The sequence below is a fragment of the Bradyrhizobium sp. WSM1253 genome, from assembly GCF_000244935.1.
Classification (GTDB): domain Bacteria; phylum Pseudomonadota; class Alphaproteobacteria; order Rhizobiales; family Xanthobacteraceae; genus Bradyrhizobium; species Bradyrhizobium canariense.
Genome location: NZ_JH600072.1, coordinates 181,911 through 201,922, shown reverse-complemented (window position 1 = coordinate 201,922; position 20,012 = coordinate 181,911). Strand labels below are relative to the sequence as shown.

At 61.1% G+C, this 20,012-nt stretch carries 19 protein-coding genes and 2 pseudogenes; 14 read left to right on the top strand and 7 right to left on the bottom strand.

Features of this window, described 5'->3' with window-relative positions; translation table 11 throughout:
* Window positions 1-160 precede the first annotated feature (160 nt).
* Window positions 161-740: pseudogene (locus BRA1253DRAFT_RS00935) on the bottom strand (phytochelatin synthase family protein).
* A 251-nt stretch (window positions 741-991) separates the two neighbouring features.
* On the opposite strand from BRA1253DRAFT_RS00935, the gene BRA1253DRAFT_RS00930 reads away from it, so the two are divergent.
* The 7 genes from BRA1253DRAFT_RS00930 to BRA1253DRAFT_RS00900 all read left to right on the top strand — a co-directional run bounded on the left by BRA1253DRAFT_RS00930 (window position 992) and on the right by BRA1253DRAFT_RS00900 (window position 6,903).
* Window positions 992-1,207 carry a dodecin family protein gene (locus tag BRA1253DRAFT_RS00930; RefSeq protein WP_009859323.1) on the top strand — a complete coding sequence of 72 codons (216 nt, stop codon included), beginning with the start codon at window positions 992-994 and terminating at the stop codon, window positions 1,205-1,207.
* 160 nt (window positions 1,208-1,367) lie between these two features.
* A complete protein-coding gene (locus BRA1253DRAFT_RS00925) occupies window positions 1,368-1,676 on the top strand; it encodes a hypothetical protein (protein WP_035992153.1) in 309 nt (102 codons plus the stop codon).
* A 143-nt stretch (window positions 1,677-1,819) separates the two neighbouring features.
* Entirely contained in the window at window positions 1,820-2,008 is a 189-nt protein-coding gene (locus BRA1253DRAFT_RS00920) for a hypothetical protein (protein WP_009859321.1), read from the top strand.
* Between the two features lie 39 nt (window positions 2,009-2,047).
* A complete protein-coding gene (locus tag BRA1253DRAFT_RS00915) occupies window positions 2,048-2,548 on the top strand; it encodes a GcrA family cell cycle regulator (protein WP_009859320.1) in 501 nt (166 codons plus the stop codon).
* A gap of 794 nt (window positions 2,549-3,342) precedes the next feature.
* Window positions 3,343-5,586 (top strand): adenylate/guanylate cyclase domain-containing protein, encoded by a 2,244-nt coding sequence (locus BRA1253DRAFT_RS00910; protein ID WP_009859319.1) that lies wholly within the window; start codon window positions 3,343-3,345, stop codon window positions 5,584-5,586.
* Window positions 5,587-5,633: 47 nt separating this feature from the next.
* Window positions 5,634-6,488 carry an SDR family NAD(P)-dependent oxidoreductase gene (locus tag BRA1253DRAFT_RS00905; protein WP_009859318.1) on the top strand — a complete coding sequence of 285 codons (855 nt, stop codon included), beginning with the start codon at window positions 5,634-5,636 and terminating at the stop codon, window positions 6,486-6,488.
* Between the two features lie 28 nt (window positions 6,489-6,516).
* Window positions 6,517-6,903, top strand: coding sequence for a nuclear transport factor 2 family protein (locus BRA1253DRAFT_RS00900; protein ID WP_009859317.1), 387 nt, complete (start codon window positions 6,517-6,519; stop codon window positions 6,901-6,903).
* Window positions 6,904-7,900: 997 nt separating this feature from the next.
* On the opposite strand, the gene BRA1253DRAFT_RS44960 is transcribed toward BRA1253DRAFT_RS00900, so the two are convergent.
* Complete coding sequence (locus BRA1253DRAFT_RS44960; protein ID WP_245285832.1) at window positions 7,901-8,128, bottom strand: response regulator; 228 nt, start codon at window positions 8,126-8,128, stop codon at window positions 7,901-7,903.
* 288 nt (window positions 8,129-8,416) lie between these two features.
* Between BRA1253DRAFT_RS44960 and BRA1253DRAFT_RS00890 the strand changes: the two genes are divergently transcribed.
* The gene (locus BRA1253DRAFT_RS00890) at window positions 8,417-10,033 is read left to right on the top strand and encodes a B12-binding domain-containing radical SAM protein (RefSeq protein ID WP_009859316.1); all 1,617 of its coding nucleotides are present in this window, start codon (window positions 8,417-8,419) and stop codon (window positions 10,031-10,033) included.
* On the opposite strand, the gene BRA1253DRAFT_RS00885 is transcribed toward BRA1253DRAFT_RS00890, so the two are convergent.
* A complete protein-coding gene (locus tag BRA1253DRAFT_RS00885; RefSeq protein WP_009859315.1) occupies window positions 10,013-10,930 on the bottom strand; it encodes a lipid A biosynthesis lauroyl acyltransferase in 918 nt (305 codons plus the stop codon). The genes BRA1253DRAFT_RS00890 and BRA1253DRAFT_RS00885 overlap by 21 nt on opposite strands.
* 224 nt (window positions 10,931-11,154) lie before the next feature.
* On the opposite strand from BRA1253DRAFT_RS00885, the gene BRA1253DRAFT_RS00880 reads away from it, so the two are divergent.
* The 4 genes from BRA1253DRAFT_RS00880 to BRA1253DRAFT_RS00865 all read left to right on the top strand — a co-directional run bounded on the left by BRA1253DRAFT_RS00880 (window position 11,155) and on the right by BRA1253DRAFT_RS00865 (window position 14,112).
* Window positions 11,155-11,742 (top strand): GGDEF domain-containing protein, encoded by a 588-nt coding sequence (locus tag BRA1253DRAFT_RS00880; RefSeq protein ID WP_009859314.1) that lies wholly within the window; start codon window positions 11,155-11,157, stop codon window positions 11,740-11,742.
* 892 nt (window positions 11,743-12,634) lie between these two features.
* Window positions 12,635-13,066, top strand: coding sequence for a hypothetical protein (locus tag BRA1253DRAFT_RS00870; RefSeq protein WP_009859312.1), 432 nt, complete (start codon window positions 12,635-12,637; stop codon window positions 13,064-13,066).
* Window positions 13,067-13,393: 327 nt separating this feature from the next.
* A complete protein-coding gene (locus tag BRA1253DRAFT_RS44195) occupies window positions 13,394-13,558 on the top strand; it encodes a hypothetical protein (protein ID WP_009859310.1) in 165 nt (54 codons plus the stop codon).
* An 89-nt stretch (window positions 13,559-13,647) separates the two neighbouring features.
* Entirely contained in the window at window positions 13,648-14,112 is a 465-nt protein-coding gene (locus BRA1253DRAFT_RS00865) for a hypothetical protein (RefSeq protein ID WP_009859309.1), read from the top strand.
* Window positions 14,113-14,153: 41 nt separating this feature from the next.
* On the opposite strand, the gene BRA1253DRAFT_RS00860 is transcribed toward BRA1253DRAFT_RS00865, so the two are convergent.
* Window positions 14,154-14,402, bottom strand: a complete 249-nt coding sequence (locus BRA1253DRAFT_RS00860; RefSeq protein WP_009859308.1) for a hypothetical protein — start codon at window positions 14,400-14,402, stop codon at window positions 14,154-14,156.
* Window positions 14,403-14,801: 399 nt separating this feature from the next.
* A complete protein-coding gene (locus BRA1253DRAFT_RS44955; RefSeq protein ID WP_009859307.1) occupies window positions 14,802-15,236 on the bottom strand; it encodes a hypothetical protein in 435 nt (144 codons plus the stop codon).
* Window positions 15,237-16,798: 1,562 nt separating this feature from the next.
* Between BRA1253DRAFT_RS44955 and BRA1253DRAFT_RS40880 the strand changes: the two genes are divergently transcribed.
* A complete protein-coding gene (locus BRA1253DRAFT_RS40880) occupies window positions 16,799-17,032 on the top strand; it encodes a hypothetical protein (protein ID WP_083869748.1) in 234 nt (77 codons plus the stop codon).
* 269 nt (window positions 17,033-17,301) lie between these two features.
* Here BRA1253DRAFT_RS40880 and BRA1253DRAFT_RS46065 read toward each other — a convergent pair.
* Both BRA1253DRAFT_RS46065 and BRA1253DRAFT_RS00845 read right to left on the bottom strand, forming a co-directional pair.
* A pseudogene (locus tag BRA1253DRAFT_RS46065) lies at window positions 17,302-17,511 on the bottom strand (alpha/beta fold hydrolase); the annotation flags it as partial.
* 73 nt (window positions 17,512-17,584) lie between these two features.
* Window positions 17,585-17,923, bottom strand: coding sequence for an H-NS family nucleoid-associated regulatory protein (locus tag BRA1253DRAFT_RS00845; protein ID WP_009859303.1), 339 nt, complete (start codon window positions 17,921-17,923; stop codon window positions 17,585-17,587).
* Between the two features lie 520 nt (window positions 17,924-18,443).
* On the opposite strand from BRA1253DRAFT_RS00845, the gene BRA1253DRAFT_RS00840 reads away from it, so the two are divergent.
* Window positions 18,444-19,196: a hypothetical protein gene (locus tag BRA1253DRAFT_RS00840; protein ID WP_009859302.1), complete on the top strand. Its 753-nt coding sequence runs from the start codon at window positions 18,444-18,446 to the stop codon at window positions 19,194-19,196.
* Window positions 19,197-20,012 lie beyond the last annotated feature (816 nt).

The following is a 20,012-nucleotide window of genomic DNA, read 5'->3' as shown; positions in this document are numbered from 1 at the left end:
CCTAACATCCGCTGCTCCCGCAAATGCCGCCTCACACCAACGGAATCACGGTTCGCGAGTCGTCTCAACCGGAGTTTTGCAACACAATCCCCCAAAAAGCGGACTCAGCAACGCGCTCGGCAAATGGCTCGCTAAGGGCCAAAAGGCGACATGCGGGATATTACTCTATCAACAGCAGCCCCCGCTTCTTATCGCCGTCAAAGGTATTTACAGCGTCGAACAGCCGCTTCCGGTCGACGAGCCATGGCTGGAAATCGATATTGACATCGAGCACGACTACGAGGTCCTCGGCTTCAAAAAAGCTCGATTGGCGAATGGTGTCCACTCGCAGCACCGAAAATTTGAGCGCGATCGAAACTGACGATGTAGCGTCGCCCGGATCGTTGGAGGACTGGCGAGTTGGCCAGCTCGTCGAGCGTGAGACCCATGATGCATACGCCCGTCCCGCAGCTTCAAGTGCCGGCCAACACCTTGCTCTCCGTCCCCGCCGACTCGCCAAGAGACCGGTACGTATTCGCAACAGCGGCAGGTCCGCAGCGAGAGCCATTTGATTGCCAATCAACGTGTCTTTGGAATGTGGCTGCCACGGGCAGGTGCCACGCACGCTCTATGAGCTCAGGCGTACGTGTTACCGATGAAGCTATAGCTTCTGATGGAACGTGCGATCGGCTGACCACCGGGCCCCGGCCCACACCAGAGCCACGGCGAGAACCATGCTGCTGATGCTGACGCGGTGCCATCGCTTCATGGGTCAAAACCTTTGGCGCAATGACAACATCGGTCGGCAAAATTATATTCAGAAGTCTACTGGAAGGAGATTCCATGTGCGCGTCCGTTCGGGCTAGGAATGCGATCGCATCTCTTGACGGGGCCGCCCGAGTCTTCAGCAAAAGCGACAGCCAATCGGACCCTTTCCGCGACCATCGCCGACACGTTTCAGCGTCGCGATCCAGATGCTTGATTTCCGATCTACCCCGAATAGGAGGGCGACATGCCCGATAGCGTCTACAAGGTCATCGAGTTGGTCGGCACCAGCACCGACTCGTGGGAGAAGGCGGCTGCCAATGCGGTCGAGCAAACCGCTAAATCCCTCCGGGATCTTCGCGTTGCAGAGGTGGTCAAGCTCGATATGCAACTGGACGACAAGGGAAAAGTCGAGGCCTATCGCACCAAGCTCAACGTCTCGTTCACGTTCGAAGGCACCTGAGCCTCAAGCACCTCGCCCTTACCGGCGAGGATGGCTCATTGGAAAAGGCGCGTTGCGCGGTCCGGCCAACCGGGCGCTGTGGCCTATCCCGGAAGTTGGCACTGGTCCGACTAGGACCGATATGCTCTGATGCGGGGTGCGTGTGGCGCGTGGTGGACCCATGTACATGGTCATTCGCAAATACACGAAGGTTCGTTCGGTCACGGACGCCGCTCGTCGCGCCAAGCGCGGCGTCGGTGAGATCCTGAGGCAATCGCAGGGATTTAGATCTTACCATGTGCTGGATGCGGGCAAGGGTGTCGGTATCGCCGTGATGATATTCGATAACCGCGAAAGTGCCAACGTAGCAAACGCCAAGATACTGGGGTTTGTTCAGGCAAGTCTGCATGACCTCGACCTTGGGGTTCCCGAAATCATCAGCGGCGAGCTTTTGGTTGACATAGAGTCTCATGGGTTTTCGGTGAAGTAGCGTCGCCAGTTGCGTGGCGGTGCTGCCCCCTGCTCATGTCATCGACCTAGTGTCACCCTCGCGTTTGCGACAGTCGCGCACTGGATCTTCGCGTGCCGCCGGTCAGGATTTCACCGAGGATGCTTTTCGAGGAGCAGCAACACATGAAGCAACACACCTTCGAAGCCTCCATCACAGCGACCTGCTGGACACCGCTCGTGCTTATGGGCAGCGCGACGCCGCCAAGAGATCCCGATGAAGATGAAGATGAAGATGAAGAGGACGAGGAGGATGAAGATGACGAAGACGGCGATGACGAACCGGCGGTCGTGCGCGAGCCGGACGAAGACTAGATTGACGCGTGTTCGGCCGTGGGTGCTATAATATCTCCCATGGGCTGGGATGCGAAAGACATAGGGCTCCTCACCAGGCTCTGGTCCGCGGGACATAGCGCGGCGCAGATAGCGCGCCGGCTCGGATGCAGTCGTGACGCGGTCTGCGGCATGCTGACCCGTCAGGGCCTGAAGCGCGGTCACAAGCCGCTCACGGCAAGGCCCAAGATAAGGCCGATCCCGAAGCTGAGGCGACGTCGTCGGCAGCTTGCGCCGGTCCAGTCGCAAAGAAGGTGTCGCGGAACGCAGCGGAGAGGCAGCAGCCCAAGCAATTCAGCAAGCAGCAGCTTTACGAGATACTGGCTGAGGCGGTCAAAAATACTGGCTAAGAGGTCACCGCGAACGCCGTTGCGCTGCGCTCAGTATCCGGCTCGGCTCGACGGTTCGGGAGTCGTGCATTTTCCCAAGTTCGTCTGCTTCGGGGCGGATTGTGTTGCAAAAGTCGAAAGTTGCAGGGCTCAAGATTTTTCGCGAAACCACTACGCAGCGAGCGACCGCTGATTCGTATGACCTCAATCGCGTTACCGAAGTCGCCTGTGAATTTTGCGTGAGGCCGTGAGGTCCCCCGCATCTTGTACGCGAAAGTCGCGCCCACGGCCCGCGGAATTTTGGTCATCGGCGAAAAACGACTTTTGCAACAATATCGGGCGGAAACTGGACGGCAAGCTTCATTCGGATATGAGACATTATGGAAAAGCTCGGCCGCTGGGCTAAGCCATAGGCCGCCAACCCGCGCCGCTTCTTCTTGTAAGCCGCTCTAACGCCGATCTAGGGATGATGGGCTTCGACGGACGCCTTCGCCATTGCAGGCCTCGCTGCGAGTCTTGCGGTGAAAATCGGCGATCGGGAATTAGACGAACCAATCCAACGAGCTTGCGGGTTGGGATCTAAATCGGTCTAGAATGATGCCGATTTGTCAGCTCGATTCGATGGGAGTGGCGAAGCGGTTGGCTGCCTCTGCATCTGGCGCTGCGCGTCTTCTGACGACGTTGCTGTATGCTCCGAGGCTTTCCTCATCGAAGATGTCGGTGGTTGCTGCTTTCGGTTGCAGTGGAGCCAGTGGTTTGTCCGGTATGGCCCGGGACATTCCCTGATCCTGCATCGCGGCTCGCCGTGTGGGGGGACCGGCCACAGAGCTATTACTGAAGGCGAGCACGGCACTCAAAGATCATAAGTCTGTAAGTAATCATGCCTTTCTCAATTGTTGGGGGGCGCACCGTCCGGCGGACAAGTGGCTATTTTTGACGGTTTTGCTAAAATGGCACGCTAACCGGGCACGCTTGGGCGGGGTCGAGATGTCCCAACCAACTTCGATTGCCGAATGGCTGACGACCGTCGGGATGCCCGAATACGCGACGCGGTTCGCCGAAAACGACATCGACGTCTCAGTGCTCGGCCATCTCACCGATCGCGACCTGAAGGAGCTGGGCGTCTCGCTCGGTCACCGGCGCAAGTTGCTGGCGACCATTGCCGAACTTCCGGTCGCGTCGGGCGCCCGTCCGATGGCAACTGCACCGGCGCCAGCCGACGACGCCCAGCGCCGTCATCTGTCGATCATGTTCTGCGACCTCGTCGGATCGACCGCGTTGTCGACCAGGCTGGATGTCGAGGACCTGCGCGCCGTCGTCGCCGCCTACCACCAGTGCTGCGCGGAGACTATCGAACGCGAAGGCGGCTTCGTCGCCAAATACATGGGCGACGGCGTACTGGCCTATTTCGGGTATCCGCAGGCGAGCGAGCACGACGCCGAGCGCGCGGTCCGCGCCGGCCTCGCCCTGGTCGAAGCCATACCGGGTCTCGAGACCCCCGCCAACGCGCCGCTCGGGGTCCGGGTCGGGATCGCCACCGGGCTCGTGGTCGTCGGCGACCTGCTCGGCACCGGCGCGGCGCAGGAGCAGGCGGTCGTCGGCGAGACCCCGAACCTCGCCGCCAGACTTCAGGCGCTGGCCGAACCCGGCGCCGTGGTCATCTCGTCCGGCACCCGCGACCTGACCGGCGGGCTATTCGAATACCGCGATCTCGGCACGGTGGCGCTCAAGGGATTCGACCGCGATATGCGGGCCTGGCAGGTGCTGGGCGGCGACGCGGCCGAAAGTCGCTTCGAGGCGCTACGTGCCGCCGGCACCCCGCTCGTCGGCCGGGACGACGAGGCCTCTCGGCTAATGGGCCGCTGGGAGCAGGCGAAAGCGGGAGAGGGCCGCGTCGTGCTGCTGTCGGGAGAGGCCGGCGTCGGCAAGTCGCGCATGACGCAGGTACTGCTTGAATGCTCCGCCCAGGAGCCGCATGCGCGGCTGCGCTACTTCTGCTCCCCGCATCATCAGGACAGCGCGCTCCACCCGCTGATCGCGCAGTTGAACCATGCGGCCGGCATCCGCCGGACCGACACCGATGGCGAACGCCTCGCCAAGCTTGAAGACGTCGTCGCACAGGCGACCGACCGGATCGCCGAGACCGCTCCGCTCTTCGCCGATCTCTTGGGCATCCCCATCGGCGACCGTTATCCGCCGCTCGATCTGACGCCGGCGGCTCGTAAGGCGAAGACTCTCGAAGCGCCGCTGACGCTGGTCGAGGGACTTGCCGCGCGGCTGCCCGTGCTCATGATCTTCGAGGACGCACACTGGAGCGATCCGACTACGCGCGCGCTGCTCGACCTCCTCGTCGACCGGCTCGCGGTTCTTCGGGTCCTCCTCGTCGTCACGTTCCGCCCTGAATTCGATCCGGTATGGCGTGACCGCGCTCACGTGGATCTGCTCGGCCTCGGCAGGCTGGCGCCCGATCAGTGCGTGGCCATCATGTCCCATCTCACGGGCGGTCGGGTGCTGCCGGCAGAGATCGCCGACCAGATCCTAGACCGCACCGACGGCGTTCCGCTGTTCGTCGAGGAACTGACCAAGACCGTTCTCGAGAGCGGCCTGGTCAGGAAGGCCGGCAACGCCTATATAGCGACCGCTCTGATCGGGCGGACGGCAATTCCGGAGACGCTGCTCGCCTCTCTGCTCGCCCGTCTCGACCGGATGCCAGAGACGCGCGATCTTGCTCAACTGGGCGCGGCGCTCGGGCGGCAATTCTCCTACGAGCTGATCGCCGCCGTCGCGGAACTGCCGCCGGGGGTGCTGGAGCGCTCGCTGGAGCGGCTCGAAAGCGCCGAACTGATCTCCCGGCGCGGTGCGCCGCCCGACGCCGAATACACCTTCAAGCACGCGCTCGTGCAGGACGCCGCCTACGGCACGATGCTACGCGACAGGCGCCAGCGGTTGCATGGTCGCATCGCCGCGGTGCTCGAAACTGATTTCTCGGAGATCCCGAAGCGCCAGCCGGAGACGCTGGCCCGTCACTGCGCCGAAGCGGGCCAGACCGAGAAGGCCGCGGAGCTGTACATCGCGGCCTCCGGCCGTGCCACCGCGGCCAGTAACAACGTGGAGGCAGCGGCGCACCTCAAACGCGCGCTCGCACTCGTCGCGACGCTTCCGCCGCGCGCCCCGCGAACCGTGGAGCTCAGGAACCGCATCATGGTCGGCGGATGGTGGTGGTCCGCCTGAATCCGAGGAACCAGCTGTAGAAAGCAAGCACAGAGAGGAGAAGGGACATGATCGAAAGCTTCGACGGAAAGACGGCCTTCGTCACCGGCGCCGCCAGTGGCATCGGCCTCGCCTTGGCCCGCGCCCTCGCCTCGAAGGGCGCCAAAGTGATGCTCGCCGACATTGATGAAAACGCGCTCGACGCGGCCCTGCGGGATCTGAGAGATTCCGGAGCGAATGCACGGGCCGTCGCCTGTGACGTGTCCGCCCCGATCTCCGTGATGAGCGCGGCGGACGAGGCCTTCGCCGCTTTCGGCAACGTCCACGTTGTCTGCAACAACGCCGGCGCCGGCATCGGCGGCCCCATCGAGGCAATCGCCGAGACAGACTGGAACTGGCTCACGGCCGTCAACCTCATGGGCTCCGTCCATGGCATTCAGGCATTCCTCCCACACATCAAGGCGCATGGCGAAGGCGGCCACATCGTGAACACCGCGTCCTTGGCTGGCCTGATTGCTCAACCCGGGACGGGCCCGCACAATGCCACCAAAGCCGGCGTGATCTCCGTGACGGAGACCCTCGCAGCCGAGCTCGCCGGCACCAAGATCGGGGTTAGCGTTCTGTGTACGGCGTTCGTGCGAACCCGCATCGCCACCAGTGTCCGCAACCGGCCATTGCGCTTCGGCGGACCGTCCGACGAGCCGGCTAACCCTCAGATGGCTATACTTGTTGCCGCCGGAATCGATCCGGCCTTCGTGGCCGAGCGCGTTCTGGTCGGGATCGCGGACAACGACCTCTACATCCTGACGCATCCGGAACTGCGCGACGTCATTGCCGGCCGCTTCGACCGGATCCTAGCCGCCTTCGATAAGGCGGCGCTCCTCGAAACCGCGCCTCCGGAGGCGATCGCCGCGCGCGCCTAATCACCTGCACTCAACACAGGAGGCGACTATGGGTTTTTCCGAAGCATTTACCGACTTGAACGCCAAGTTTATGGAGACCGTCAACGGCCATGACCCCCGTCGCTGGGCGGCCTTGTTCTCCGAAGATGCCGTTCTTATTCCCGCCGGACAACCGAGCGTGACCGGACGCGCGGGCATCGAGACATGGGCCGAGGGCGCCATGAAGATCTGGAACCACCTCGACATTCACGACGGAGGAAGCTGCTCGACGGAGGGAGAAGTGGTTTGGGAGCAGGGCACCTGGACCGGCAATATCAACGTGCCCGACGCGAAGGAGACGATGGATATCAGCGGCAACTTCCTGCTCGTCGCCGAGAAGGAGGGCGCCGACCTGCGGATCAAGGCCCATACGTGGAGCGTCAACTCGCCCAACTGACTCGGGTCAAAACCAGCAATGGACGCCCAAGAAGCACCAAAGCGCAACAAGGCGGCAGCGCGATAAATTGGTCATCATGGGCTGATTGATCGAGGACGGGGGCACTTTGGCCTCGAGCTGACCACGGCTGTCGCGAGCGAGATCCGGTCGAAGGGAACGAGCCCGGAGATCTCTACCCTCATCTCGTCACCGAGCTCGACAAGCTCTAGCTTGGCTTATTTTCACCTGTTGCATACGGGCGACGAGAATCTGCCGCACGATATCGCGCGCGCTTATCGAGCCCCTACTCTTCTTGCAATCTGGACGCACATCGACACGATGGAAGACGACCTGACGCCGGATCGCGCAGACGTGCTGCCGATCGGTGCCGGACAACCCCGACTTGGTCGAGCGTTATCACAAGCGCGCGCCGCTCAACGACGCCGATCGTGCGACCTTGCACAGCGGCGGCGGCTATCGACTATCCCAACTGGCTCGCGCGAAGACATTACTCTGGGAAATCGCATAGGAAGCTACAGCCCGCTCGGACAGCATCGGTTTGGATTCTGCGCTGATCTTGGACCGATGCAAGTGCTCGCTCGCTTCAAGGGTTTATGTTCACTGCAGATCTGGCAAAGGGACTTTCCTGGAAACCAAACCTCACGGTTATTTCGATGTTGGCTCGGGGTCACAAGCGGTCCTCGACCGGCTGCTCCCGACAGGTCGGCTATGAGCCAGGACCCGACATGACGGTGGGCCCGTGAGCAGCGGCTCCTCGTCCTCGGGGCCGCCTCGCGAGCGTTGGGCCACCGCCTCCGATCTTGCTTAAAGAACGAAGCCGGTCGGCATCCGACGCACCGAAACGCGCGAAGCCGTCCTTCTAAGGGAGCGCCAGAGTCGCCAGCAACTTCTCGTTCAATTGATCGATAGAAAACGGCTTGCCTATCGCGGGCGAACTGCTGAACTCTTCCTCCAGCGGAGGTCCGCCGTAACCCGTGCTGAACAGGAGGGGAATCCTTCAGTCGCGCAAGATGCGAGCTACCGGGAAAACAAACTCGCCGGCCAGGTTCACGTCAAGGAGCGCAACATCGAACGATGCCGTGGTCGCGAGTTCGCATGCCTTTTTCACGTGGGCCGCTGAGGCAACGACCTTCAAGCCGAGTTCCTCAAGCATATCTTCGAGCATGAGGGCCACAAGGCCCACATCTTCGACCAGGAGAACCCTGGCGCCGGACAGCTCAACCATTGGACGCTGCAGGATCGAAAAAGCGTGCCCCAAAAAAATCCAATTAGAAGGCGTATCTGCGGATACTGATACTAGGCTTATGGTCCGTCTTCATATTCATCTCTCGGCTGAGGATATGTTCAGTCAGGCTTGATTGATTCGCAATGCACAGCCGCGGAGGTGTGAAACGGGACCGCAGTGCACACCTCCACGATCAGCACTCAACGTCTTATCGACGAGCGGAAGCGAACCCTTGAGCCCCGATAAACAGCGGGGCATTGCGCCATCAACGCCCGGGCCTGTAACAGCATGACAATCCCCTGCCGCGTCCTGATGATCTATCCTAAGTTCGTTCCGAATTCGTTTTGGAACTATGCGGAGGCCTGCGAACTCGTCGGTGCGAAGTATCCAACGGCGCCACTCGGCCTGATCACCGTCGCCGCTATGTTGCCAAAGCATTGGGACATCCGCCTCGTCAACCGCAATACCGAGGCTTTGACAGAGGCGGACCTCGATTGGGCCGATCTTGTGATGATCGGCGGTATGCTCAACCAGCAACCGGATGCCATCTACCTGATCAATCTCGCTCACCTGCGCGGCAAGCCAGTATGTGTCGGTGGGCCGGACGTCTCCTCCAGCCCGCATCTTTACGCGGACGCGGATTTTCAGGTGATCGGCGAGGCCGAGCATGTCATCGAGCAGTTCATTGCCGCTTGGGAAAGCGGCGAACGCAAAGGCGTGTTCATCGCCGAGAAATTCAAGATAGATGTCACGCTGAGCCCGATGCCTCGCTACGATCTTCTCAACTTCGATCACTATCTATACGTCGGCTTGCAGTATTCGCGTGGCTGCCCGTTCACCTGCGAGTTCTGCGATATTATCGAGTTGTATGGTCGCGTACCGCGTACCAAGACCAACGATCAGATTCTCGCAGAGTTGCAGGCACTCTACGATCACGGTTATCGCGGGCATGTCGATTTCGTCGACGACAATTTCATCGGCAACAAGAAGAACCTCCGCACCTTGATGCCGCGGCTCAAAGCCTGGCTGGAAGACCACGACTATCCATTCGAGTTCTCAACCGAAGCCTCGATCAACATCGCGGACGACAGCGAGTTGTTGCAGGCAATGAAGGATGCGAACTTCTTCGCGATCTTCGTCGGCATCGAGAGCCCGGATCCCGAGACGCTCGTCCAGATGAAGAAGAAGCAGAACACCAGGCGCAATATCGCCGAGTGCATTCACAAGATTTACGGCTACGGCATGTTCGTCACCGCCGGCTTCATCGTCGGGTTCGATAGCGAAAATGCCTCGATAGGACAGGCGATGGCCGACCTCATCGAGGAGGCGAGCATTCCAGTCTCCATCGTTGGACTGCTTTATGCGCTGCCTGGGACGCAGCTTACACGCCGGTTGGCCGCGGAAGGCCGCTTGCACCAGGGCCATGATCTCATGAACGTCGAGCAGGCGGGCGATCAGTGCACGCTCGGCTGTAATTTCGATACCAAGCGTCCGCTTCGTGACATCCTTGCCGATTACAAGGCCGTGCTCGGGCACGTCTATAGTCCGGCAGCATATGCAGGACGGCTGTCGCGTCTCGCAGCCATGCTCGACCGGTCCGACCGGCGCCGCGACCTGCCGGATGGCGATGTGCGCAAGAGGCTTGGTGGCATCGACAGCGTACACAAGATCATGCGGGCCGTGCCGGAGGTTCGCGAGCCGTTCTGGAAGATCTTCGTCGAGGTCGCCAAGACCAATCCAGGTGCACTGCGTTACATCGTCATGCTGATGGCGCTGTACATGCACCTCGGGCCGTTCTCGGAGCGCGTGATTGGCGAGATTGACCGCCGCATTGCCGAACTGGACGATATGCTTCCGCTGCCGGCCACGGAGCTTGAGCGGGTGCTACCGCCAGCGACGGTGTAGCCACAGCCACTGATCGGGATATTCGCGGATCCAGCCCTCAATCACCGACGTGACCGCCTGCATCGTTCCCTGAACGTCGATTTTTCCTGCGGCATCGCGGACGGGCTTCACTTCTTCAGACAGTTCGCCACGAAAGCGGTGTCCCGGTAGGCGGATGATGCGCACGCCATGAACCGGGCACTCGATCTGCCGCAGCAGTCGGGCTAGCATCGGATTGGCCTTGGTCTTGCGGCCAAAGAAAGTAACCTCGACCCCGTTGGTCAGATATTGGTCGACCAGCATCCCGACGTGCTGACCGCTTTTCAGGGCTTCCGCAAGTCGCAGGGGAGCGTCACGACCAGCCGCAATAAGCGTACCCATGTTCACGGCCCGCATATCCTGGATGATGCGGTCGGCGGACGCGATGTTGGGTCGGCGATACAGGATCGCGGTGTCCAGCCCGTGTGCGACGCCTGCCAGCGCGGGAAGTTCCCAGTTGGCAAGATGACTTGCAAAGATCAGCGCCGGTTTGCCGTCGAGTCGCAGCTGCGTAAACAATTCATACGAGCGCTTGTCGATTTCGATCCGGCTATCCTCGGGCCGTGCGGGATCGTACTTCCAGATGTGATCAAGATGCGCGAATTCGGCGCCTACACGACCGAGATTGTCCCAGACGCCTGCGAGAATGGTCTCGATCTCTGCAGGCGATTTCTCCGGAAATGCGGCGGTTAGATTGGCTCGACCAGTCTTTTGCTCCCGCATCATGGGCCCGATTGAGCGAGTGATCCGGGCGAACAAGTTGGCAGTCTTGGTCGGATCGAAATGGCGGGCGGTGCGCAGTATGCCGATCGTCAACGCGCCCACCGCCGCTTGGCCCAGGAGCTTGGCTACGTCACGAAAGTGGGGCCTAGTGCGCATAGCAACGACAGCCTTGGCTAACACTTTTCAGCTTTCGACCTCTTCAGCGTGCATCATCATACCACCGATACGCGATGCGATCAAAGACACCAACGAGTTGCGCAGGGCGCGCCTCTCGGATCGAGCTTCGTTCGGAGTAAATGTCCGCTAATGGGACGGACCGGTTGCTTCTCCCGCGAGGATAGTCCGCAGGGACGACCCTGCGGCATTCGGTGAAGTAGCCCATGGACACCACCACAGCTGCTAGCCTCGATCGGATGATGCGCGAACTCGCGCTGACACGCGCCGAGCTGCGGCGGATTTCCGGCACCGATCAGCTGACCGGTCTGCTCAACCGAAGGGGCTTCGACGAAGCTGCCGAATCGGCCTTGACCGCGGCGCGCGATGCGAAGCTGCCGACCACCGTGCTGATGTGCGACATCGACCGCTTCAAGGCGATCAACGATCAGTTTGGGCATGAGTTCGGAGACAAGGTGCTCATCGCCATTGCCGAGGTGCTGCGCTCCTTCGCCGAGCGAAAGCGGATGCTTGTGGCAAGGCACGGCGGGGAAGAGTTTGCCATTCTGATGAGCGGGGTATCGAAGGAGCGCGCCGTCCAACACGCGGAAGACCTCCGGCAGTCCTGTGCCGCCGAGTCGGTGGCCAGCGGCGAGGTCTCCGCCAATGTGACGATCAGCATCGGACTGGCCGAATGCCGCGGTGAAACGGACTTGGCCATAGTCATGCGGCTGGCCGATCAGGCGCTCTATGTGGCCAAACATCGAGGGCGCAATCGCGTCGTCCGGGCGGACGCGGATTCGATCGCGGCGTAGGCAGGTGGGCCTGCAGCATCGTGTGCCGGAGGGGAAGCGGGAATCAAAAGGCCGCAGCTACGCAGCGCTGCGGCCGAATTGAAAATACGATAGCTGCTGAAATGCTCGCGCTCGACAACAGCCCTTTTTTAAGCACAGGCGCGGCGAACATTGGATTCCGTGATTCTACGGCTTGGAACTCATGGAAAACCGAAGCCGCTCGGCGGACGCGAGCTGGTGTCGGGCCCGCCAGGCGCCGCGGGCACCTGGCTCAGCCGAACGATCTTGCGATCTCCGAAAGCATGAGCTTGGCAGCTGGGCTGTATCGCGGCCCGCGTTGTATTGCTCGTCCGCGAAGTTGACCGCGAGGAGAGCAATCATCATGGCAATCGCCACTCTCATGGCGCCGAGGATAAGCGGTCGTTAGCGAGCGGCCCGCGCCCCGGCTTGCGAACGGCCGCACTGCCGTAATGATGATTGGTCTTCGGAGGCGCGCAGCCGATCGAGGAGCGACTGCAGCGGAGGCGGAAGGTCCGTGTCGACGCCCATCAGCTGGCGCAGGCGTTCGCCGATTTCGGCGGCGACGGCGCGGCCGGGGACGTCGTCTGGTCTGACCGGATTCCTCATTGATGTCTGGTGTCCTGCCAATATTCGCCACAGGGAACCGTTCGGCGAGTCCGGACCGAAATGCTCACTTTTGTACATTTCGAGGAACAAATCGCAGGAGATGTACTTTCCTTGTCGCCGGGGGCGGCTGGTCGTGCGTGGTAAAGACGTGGCGGGACGAGAGTATTTCAACCGGCAGGCTGCAACCCTGCTCAAGTACGCAAGGCGATTGCCGATCCGGAGGTGGCGGCCGGCCTGGTCGAGAAGACGGCCGACCTGAAGGAGCAGGCCGAACGACCTCGAGACGATGCCGGCGACGAGGCGCCCGACGCCGCTGCCTCTGGCCGACGGTGGATTCGAGGCCGACATCGCGCCGTCTGGCGAAGAGGCTCTTTCTCGGTTCCGCAACGGCGGCTCCGGCTGCCACGCGTTGCTCACCAATATCGGCATCGGCACTGAATGGGTCCTCGCCCGCAGGATCCGCGAGATCGAGCCCGATTTTCCGGTGATCTACACGACCGGCGGCCACTCCGAGGAGTGGAACTCGCAAGGCGTGCCGAACAGCATCGTCATCGAAAAGCCCCTGCGCCGGCGCAACTGGTCACGGCGATCTCGCAGCTCTTCAACACGGGCTCGTCGCCCGTCTGAGGGGAGCGGCAATGACCTGCGTCGTCACTCAGAGCAGCGTTACGACCGCGAGGACAACGGCGAGGCCCGCCACGGTCACGCACCAGCATGACACCTCAAGGAATCGCATCGACGCGCCCTGTTTCGAAATGTCCTGCCCGCCCGGGAGGCTATACCGGGAACCTTGCTGCTGGAACCGAAACCTTTTCATGCCTTCATGAATTCAGCACAGGGGGCTTGAACGCGAGGCAGCAGCCGATGGCCACCATGCCCGTAGGCGACGTGGTTCTCACCGTCGCACTCATGACCGGAGCCTTCGTGGGCGAGGTCGCGCTTTTCGCCGTTCTAGGAATCTTCTGAACACCGGGCCGCTGGCGCGAGCCTCGGCAGCGCACCACTTCCTTGTTCTCAGGCTGCAGAAAACCGGAGGGGAGGTCGGATGTCCACGGTGGCAAAGCTGCTCGCGCAGAAGCAGCAGCTCATGGAGCAACTCGAGAACGATCCTGGACCGAACGAGCGCGAAGAGATCGAGCGAATTCTCGGCAAGATCGAGACGGCCCTAAGCTTGCTCGGTCCCGACGACGCTGTGGATGAAGGCGAGTAGCTCGACTGCTGTCGTTCTGGCGTGAGGCTTCTTGGAACGCAGTTGGCGTTTCTGCTTTTCCACCGTGCTTGCTGCCGGAGGGAAATGCGATGAAATCGACGACCGCTCTCGCGCTGGCACTCGTCGCCTCGACCGCAACGGTCTCGGCGCAACCGGTGAAATGGACCAGGTACACCATTCCCCAGACCGGCACTGCGGTGGATTTTCCATCCTCGATCTTCACGGAAGAAGCCGGCCGACCCGACGGCTACGGGCAACGGTTCCGGACCGCCGACGGGCGCGCCGACATCACGATCCAGGCCGCGCCCAACGTGGCGAACGATTCGCCGGCTGCCTTTCTGGCAAAAAAGGGTCCGCCTCCGCGCATTCAGTACAAGCGGGTGACGCCGCGGTTCTTCGCAGTCTCGAGCTACAAGGGCGACAAGGTTTGGTACAACCGCTGCAACTTCTCAGGGCGGCTGATCCATTGCGTGTTGATCGACTATCCCGCAGCGGAAGAGCACGCTTGGGACGACGTCGTCACCCGCATCAGTTTGTCGCTGCACGGCAACTAGGTTCGCGTCGGCTCGACGGAACAAGAGCTCCGCGCGCGCGCTCACAACGCGCTAAGGTCGTCCGGCACCGCGCCGAACTTCCGGATCAGCGTGGCGTCACTGAAGTCGCCGCTTCCCGGATCCCCCGTCCGGCTGAACGCGAGGGCGCCGACGATGCCGGGCTCCCGCGAAAGCGCCTCGGCTTTCATCACGGCCGCGTTCGGATTGAAGCACTCGACCGCCTCACCGGCGGCGATGCCGTCGTCGGCGGCCACGAAGGGCAGGGCGACATAGTAGGTGACCGCGGGCATGTCAGTCGTACCAATCCTTTCGGTTGCGCGGTATGTCGAACCGGCCGCGCGAGTAGCCGGCAGAAATCGAAGCCCGCAGCTCTTCGCCCTGCGCCTGGAGGCCATTCGCGACGATGAGCGCCTTGAGAGCTTCCCGGGCGTCGCCCCACAGGCCGCAATCGCCTGGTCGGCGGCGTCTAACCTGCGTTCGATTCGGTTTGGCGGCATTTGCGGCATGGCAAGTAAGTTCAACCCATTGGCTAATGTACGATGGATCGGCCGACAGCCCAAACGCGTTTTTGATGGGATATACCCACCGGCTGATGTCCGTTGTTGGCCCCAACTGCGAAGTGCACGATCTCCGCTGGTTAGGTCGCTGTCGGGGGAAAAGCAGACGTCGCACACATTCCGCGGGCGATCTTACTGCGCTAGAAATCCGAATGCGACAACCAGTGCCACCATGCTCGCGAAAATCAGCAGTGCCGGGAGGGATTTTCGGGTCATTGGCCTCGTCGAATGACGCGCAGCCGATTGACCGCGTTTAGGTCCAGGCGGTCTCTGGGACCGCACGAGTTTGCCCTCTGTCGTAGGCGTCCGAGCCTTTGGTTCCGGCGCAGCGCCTACACCTCCCATCTCGCTGTAATAAGCGCTGTAGACCTCGCGAACGGCTAGAACCGTGGACTCGGCCTCGCTCATTGTCTCGAGCCGAGTTTGATAATTTGTCAGAAACCATTGGGCGCTGGACGGCAGGTCATCGAAACCACCCAGCTTGGCCATCATGAGCCAGGTGGCAAAATCCGCCTCAGCCTTCGTGCGCGCTCTCTTGGCGATATTGGCGTTGGAGCTAGAGGACATGGTGGTCCGATTCGTTTGAACCCTGCCGCGAAACCATCCGCCCGGCGGGGCAGGCAATTGGCACTCCGTCACAGTACCGGGAGAGTTCAAACGCGAACCTTACCAACTAGTCGGCTCCTGGCTAGGTTGAATGGGCGGTAGCTATCATAACTCGTGGTCCGCGGGTATCCACTCCTCTAGACTCTCCACGGCAAGTAGTTGGAATGGGACAGATCTCAGTTGACGGCCTGGGAGTCGCATGAATTTCTACGGTGACTTGCTACGAGTTAAATCTGCCAATGCGAGCTTGAGCTCGATCGCTAAAGCTGCTCTTGCTCATAAGAGAGTTCAACCAATTGAAGCTCTCGCTCTGTTTGATCCAAATCATGGTCGAAGCGCCTGGAGTATGGGACAGCCCGAAGGCGTGATCTATCGAAGACGTCGACTGCGACGTGGTGTCTCGGCGAACACATAGCGCGAGTTGGCACTGGATGCGTCGCCGCGGCTACCTGAAAAACGCAGCAGACTGATCCGTCCCATCCTCAACCAAGGGCAGGTGGCCTGAGGAGGCAGGAGCTTCCCGGGCACCACCTGAAGTCGGTTTGCTAGACCATGCGGTCAGGAGCGCAACGCGCGCCTGTTCGAATGACCACGGGCTAGTTCTAGACACCGCCATTGATGGCTTGCATCAGGTAGTACTCGAGATAGGAGCACGCCTCGATCTGGTTAATGAGAAGCTCGAATGCGCCTGAATCCGTGCCCTATAGGCGCTCCAGCGGCTCAGGTTTGCCCGGTGGTGCGCTCAGCGGCGTATGCGCAAGTAACACACCGTCAATCACCCAGCGCTAGAACAGGCTCTATCGCGGACTGGTGACGAGCACTGCGATAGTAATGGAAATTGAGAGCCCGGCGGCACCTAGACCGGCGGGTTTTTCTTTTGATCAGATCGGACCGGGGCAGGCCAGTCCACGATGACTAAGTTTCACCCATGTGTATGATTCCCTTGGGCGGGGCTTGATTCGTCATGCTGGAAGCCATTCTCCTATTGCTGGGAATTGGGGCCGCAGCCGTTCTGCTGATCGCCTTCTGGGGACTGCAGCATCACGTACCTCGGGGGCCTAGCGCCTCGAGGGCCGCCGGTTGACGCAGACTGTTAGGAAACGCCCTGTGAAGTAGTTCACAAGCGGGAGGTATTCCTGAGCCTAGCGTGCGCGCTTCCACTGGAGGAAGCGCCAATGAAGTGGAACTTGGCAACCTATCGAATGCTCGCGCTGACGGCCGCTGTTCTGGTGGCAGCTGCTACTACCATGGCCGTCGGTACTCCTCGTGGAGTCCATGAACCAATGTTGGGGTCCGAGTGGCAATGCAGCCGAACCATGCTGCTCGTGACCACGTGTGCGCACTGAAGCATTGATCGGATAGCCGCAGACGCGCTGGGCAAAGCTAGCGGGCGCTCGTTCACACATCTCGGCCTTCACGAATGTCGGCCTAACAATCGGTTAACGAAGAACCCCTAGCGTGTTCCGCCGTTGACCTGCATCCCGTCACGCATAACGAGGTTGGTCTAGGACGGGGCCGATACCATGGCGGACCTGACGGAAAAATTGGACAAACTCCGTGCGGATGCCGCGGATTTGGCCCTTATGAGCAGGCGATCGAGCGACCCGCAAAAGCGCGCACTTTTCGAACGCTTGGCAGATGAGCTCGCCATAGAGGCTCTCGAACTCGAGCAGGTGGTGAAGCTGCAAAGCCGGCGCTCCGGTCACCGCGACCCGGACACAGTCGTGCCCCTCCAGGTGCGTCCAGATCGTCGCTGACCCAATCCCGCTTCCCTTTGTGGGCCACCGCCGCAGGCACATTGCGGACGAGGGGGCGGGGCAGTCCGGGAAGATGCCGGGCATGCTGGGCAAGTTGCCAACGCTGCTGTTGAGCGGGGCGAACAGGCGACGGGTCGCGTGCACGTTTCTCTTCATGGAGTAGAGATTGAACACGATCGAGTCTCCGAAGCTGCCTGGCGGGGACGGGAGGCCAGTTGCAGAAGAGTGGCTGCCGGTGGCCCGTAAGCTCCGTCGCCGCGCGGCTTTGCTTAGTCTGCTATGGATCGCCCGGGGGCGGCATTCTTTGGCTGATCGCTATTCATGAATGCAGCGGCCTCGTCGACGGCTGCCATCACCTCGGCGGTCGCGGACTGATGGATCATGTGTCCGGCACCAGCGATGCGGTGCAATCTGCTTTGCTCACTATTGACGTGCAGTCTGGCCGATTGCCTCTCGAAGTCAATTATCCGGTCATCTTCGCGGCTATGGCCTGATCTTGGACATCCGTCGTAATCATTGCAGTGGGCCTTCTTCCCAATGTGATCGCGGCGCTCAATTTGTCTGCCGCTTTTGAACCGAAGCCTGGTCGATTAGGAAATCGTCCAACTTCCGGCCACCTCGAAGCTGCGGCCGCAGCCATCGAGGCAGTCTGCCGCGGCCGGACCATGTCTCCGCCGGGTTCTTTGGGTTGCTATATTTGGGGCGAACGGGCGGGTATGGACGGCGCTTACGATCGAACCGTACAGCTTTCTCGGCCAGTCCAATTTTGTGGAGCCGCTCCTCCAACCGTGCTTTTTGCACCAAAATTTTCTGACTGAGGGTGGCGGCGACCTGTTGGTGAAGTATCCAAAGTTCGTCAAGGGAAAGCGAATTGAAATGCTCGGTGTTCATCGCTCGATCCAACTCTTGGGGGAAGGCCCAGGCAGACAAGTCGAGAATGAAGGAGCAGACAAGCCATCAGTTATATAGTCGTCGTACAATCCACATTTAAATGAGGAGGTAAACGGGAGAAAGGCGCGATGGCGGTAATATCGTGACGGAGCATTTAATTTGGTGCCAGGCGAATCCTCACCCCGGCCCGCACACCGGCATCGTATTATCCACAACCTACCGCTCGACCAGTTGCGCTTCCACATTGCCATTGCGAAGGTGAGCGCAAACACCGCAGCGAGTGATCAACCGGGCGGCCGCGTCGCGGATCGCGAGCGGGATCGACGGCCCACGTAACGCATGTGGCTCGACTTAATTGAACGCGCTGCCCGTTTTGCAACCGAAGAGTGTTGGATGGCCTGTTAACTCGGATGGCCAGGAGCACAATTAATCCATCACGTTGCCAGATTTAAGCCGCATCGGAGCCCATGTCGCCGCGAAGGCTCGTGCCGAGTAGGGGGCGCAGCACCGGGAGTTTTCGATGTCCCGTCATTTGCGATTTTACTTCGCCGGTTTAGTCCTTGTCGGAGGTCTTCCGGCGACACCAGCGTGCTCCGACCCTATTACTAACTTGTTCAATATTGCTCCGCGCGAGCCCGCTGCAACCTCATTGGTGCAGCCGGAATGCTTGCCGCGGCCCGGCAACTCGCATGGCCCACGCCAGCACTGGGTCTATCGGCGGGACGGCCACCGCAAATGCTGGTTCCTAGCCGAAGGCACCGTGACGGTGCGACAACCGGCTCATGGTCGTGTGGCCAACCGCGCCGCCAGCTCCGTCGAGAACGAGGCCGAGCAGCAAAGGGCGAGCCCCGTGATCGATGCGCGCGCGGAGTTGCCAAGCTCATCGGCGGCCGAGGGGGCTCAGCCGACGCCGCCGGCACGCGAACTCAAGGTGGCCGATGCCGCTTCTGTTTTCGATGCGGGCACGCCGGCCCCCATGCCGGCGCGACCCGTCGCGGATCTTCCTATCACCCAGCTCACGCCCGAGCACTCCGTGCCGCCCCAAGTTGACGTGGAGAAGCTTGCCGCGGCCGCGCGAGCCGACTCACCTCCAGCTATCCCGATGGCCGCGCACAATGAAGAGGTGCGCGACGAGCCGCGCAGCTGGACGGTAACCTCGTTAGGTGTGCTGCTGATGACGCTGGGGGGCTTTTCGATTTTAAGCTCGAACCGCACGGTTCGGCAGACGGTAAAGCTACGCCACCGATGCGCGTACACTGAGCGGGTTAGTTGACGCAGCCCCGCGATCGATGAGTTCACGCCGTTATAGCCGAATTGCCACGCGTACAAAGGTTCCGCGCGCCTGCACTCAGTTCGGCGCTGCCTTAGACGGACATTCGATTAACCTGACGATCCCCTTTTTGGATGGGACTGCCATCATGCGGGTACAAAGTGTTCGTGGTGGACTGCGGCAAGTGATCTGCGCAGCAAAGCTTGACTGTATTGACGAGCAAGCGGCGAGACGTCGAGCCTAGCAAATATGGCGAGCACGACGTGCAGCTTTAGCAAGGCGATCGGCTTCCTCAAATGCATTCGCCAGCTCTTCTGTACGGGGCGAATAAGGACACCGACAATCTCGAATCGACCATGCGCTATGCATTGCTGACAACGCGGGCTATAGTCGTCTGCGCTCGCAACATTCTGACAATCTTCTCGTCACATCGCGATTGAACCGCTTTCTCGTGAAGATTGCTTTTCTCTGGGAGCCAAAAGATGCGGCGCACGCTCGACATCTTCGGTCTGAATTCGCTCGGACGCTGCGAATTGTTGACGAAATCGTCTCACGAGGCCGATCCACGAAGCGGCCAAACGTAGTTAGGCCGCGGCCCAAGTAACACTAACGCACGGACGTTCTTGCGCCGATCCGGCCCAGCGCAGATGCTGGATGCAGTCGCGAAGTCGTCCTCGTTTCGCGTATCGGCGCATTCGCGGCGAGGGGTCGCCGTCCCCTCGGTCGGCGGCCCCGCCCATGGGCGACCTAGTAAGCACGCCGCACTACTCGGGGCAGAGACGGCAGTCTCAGAGAAAACCGGTGGGCAAGCGTGAGCAC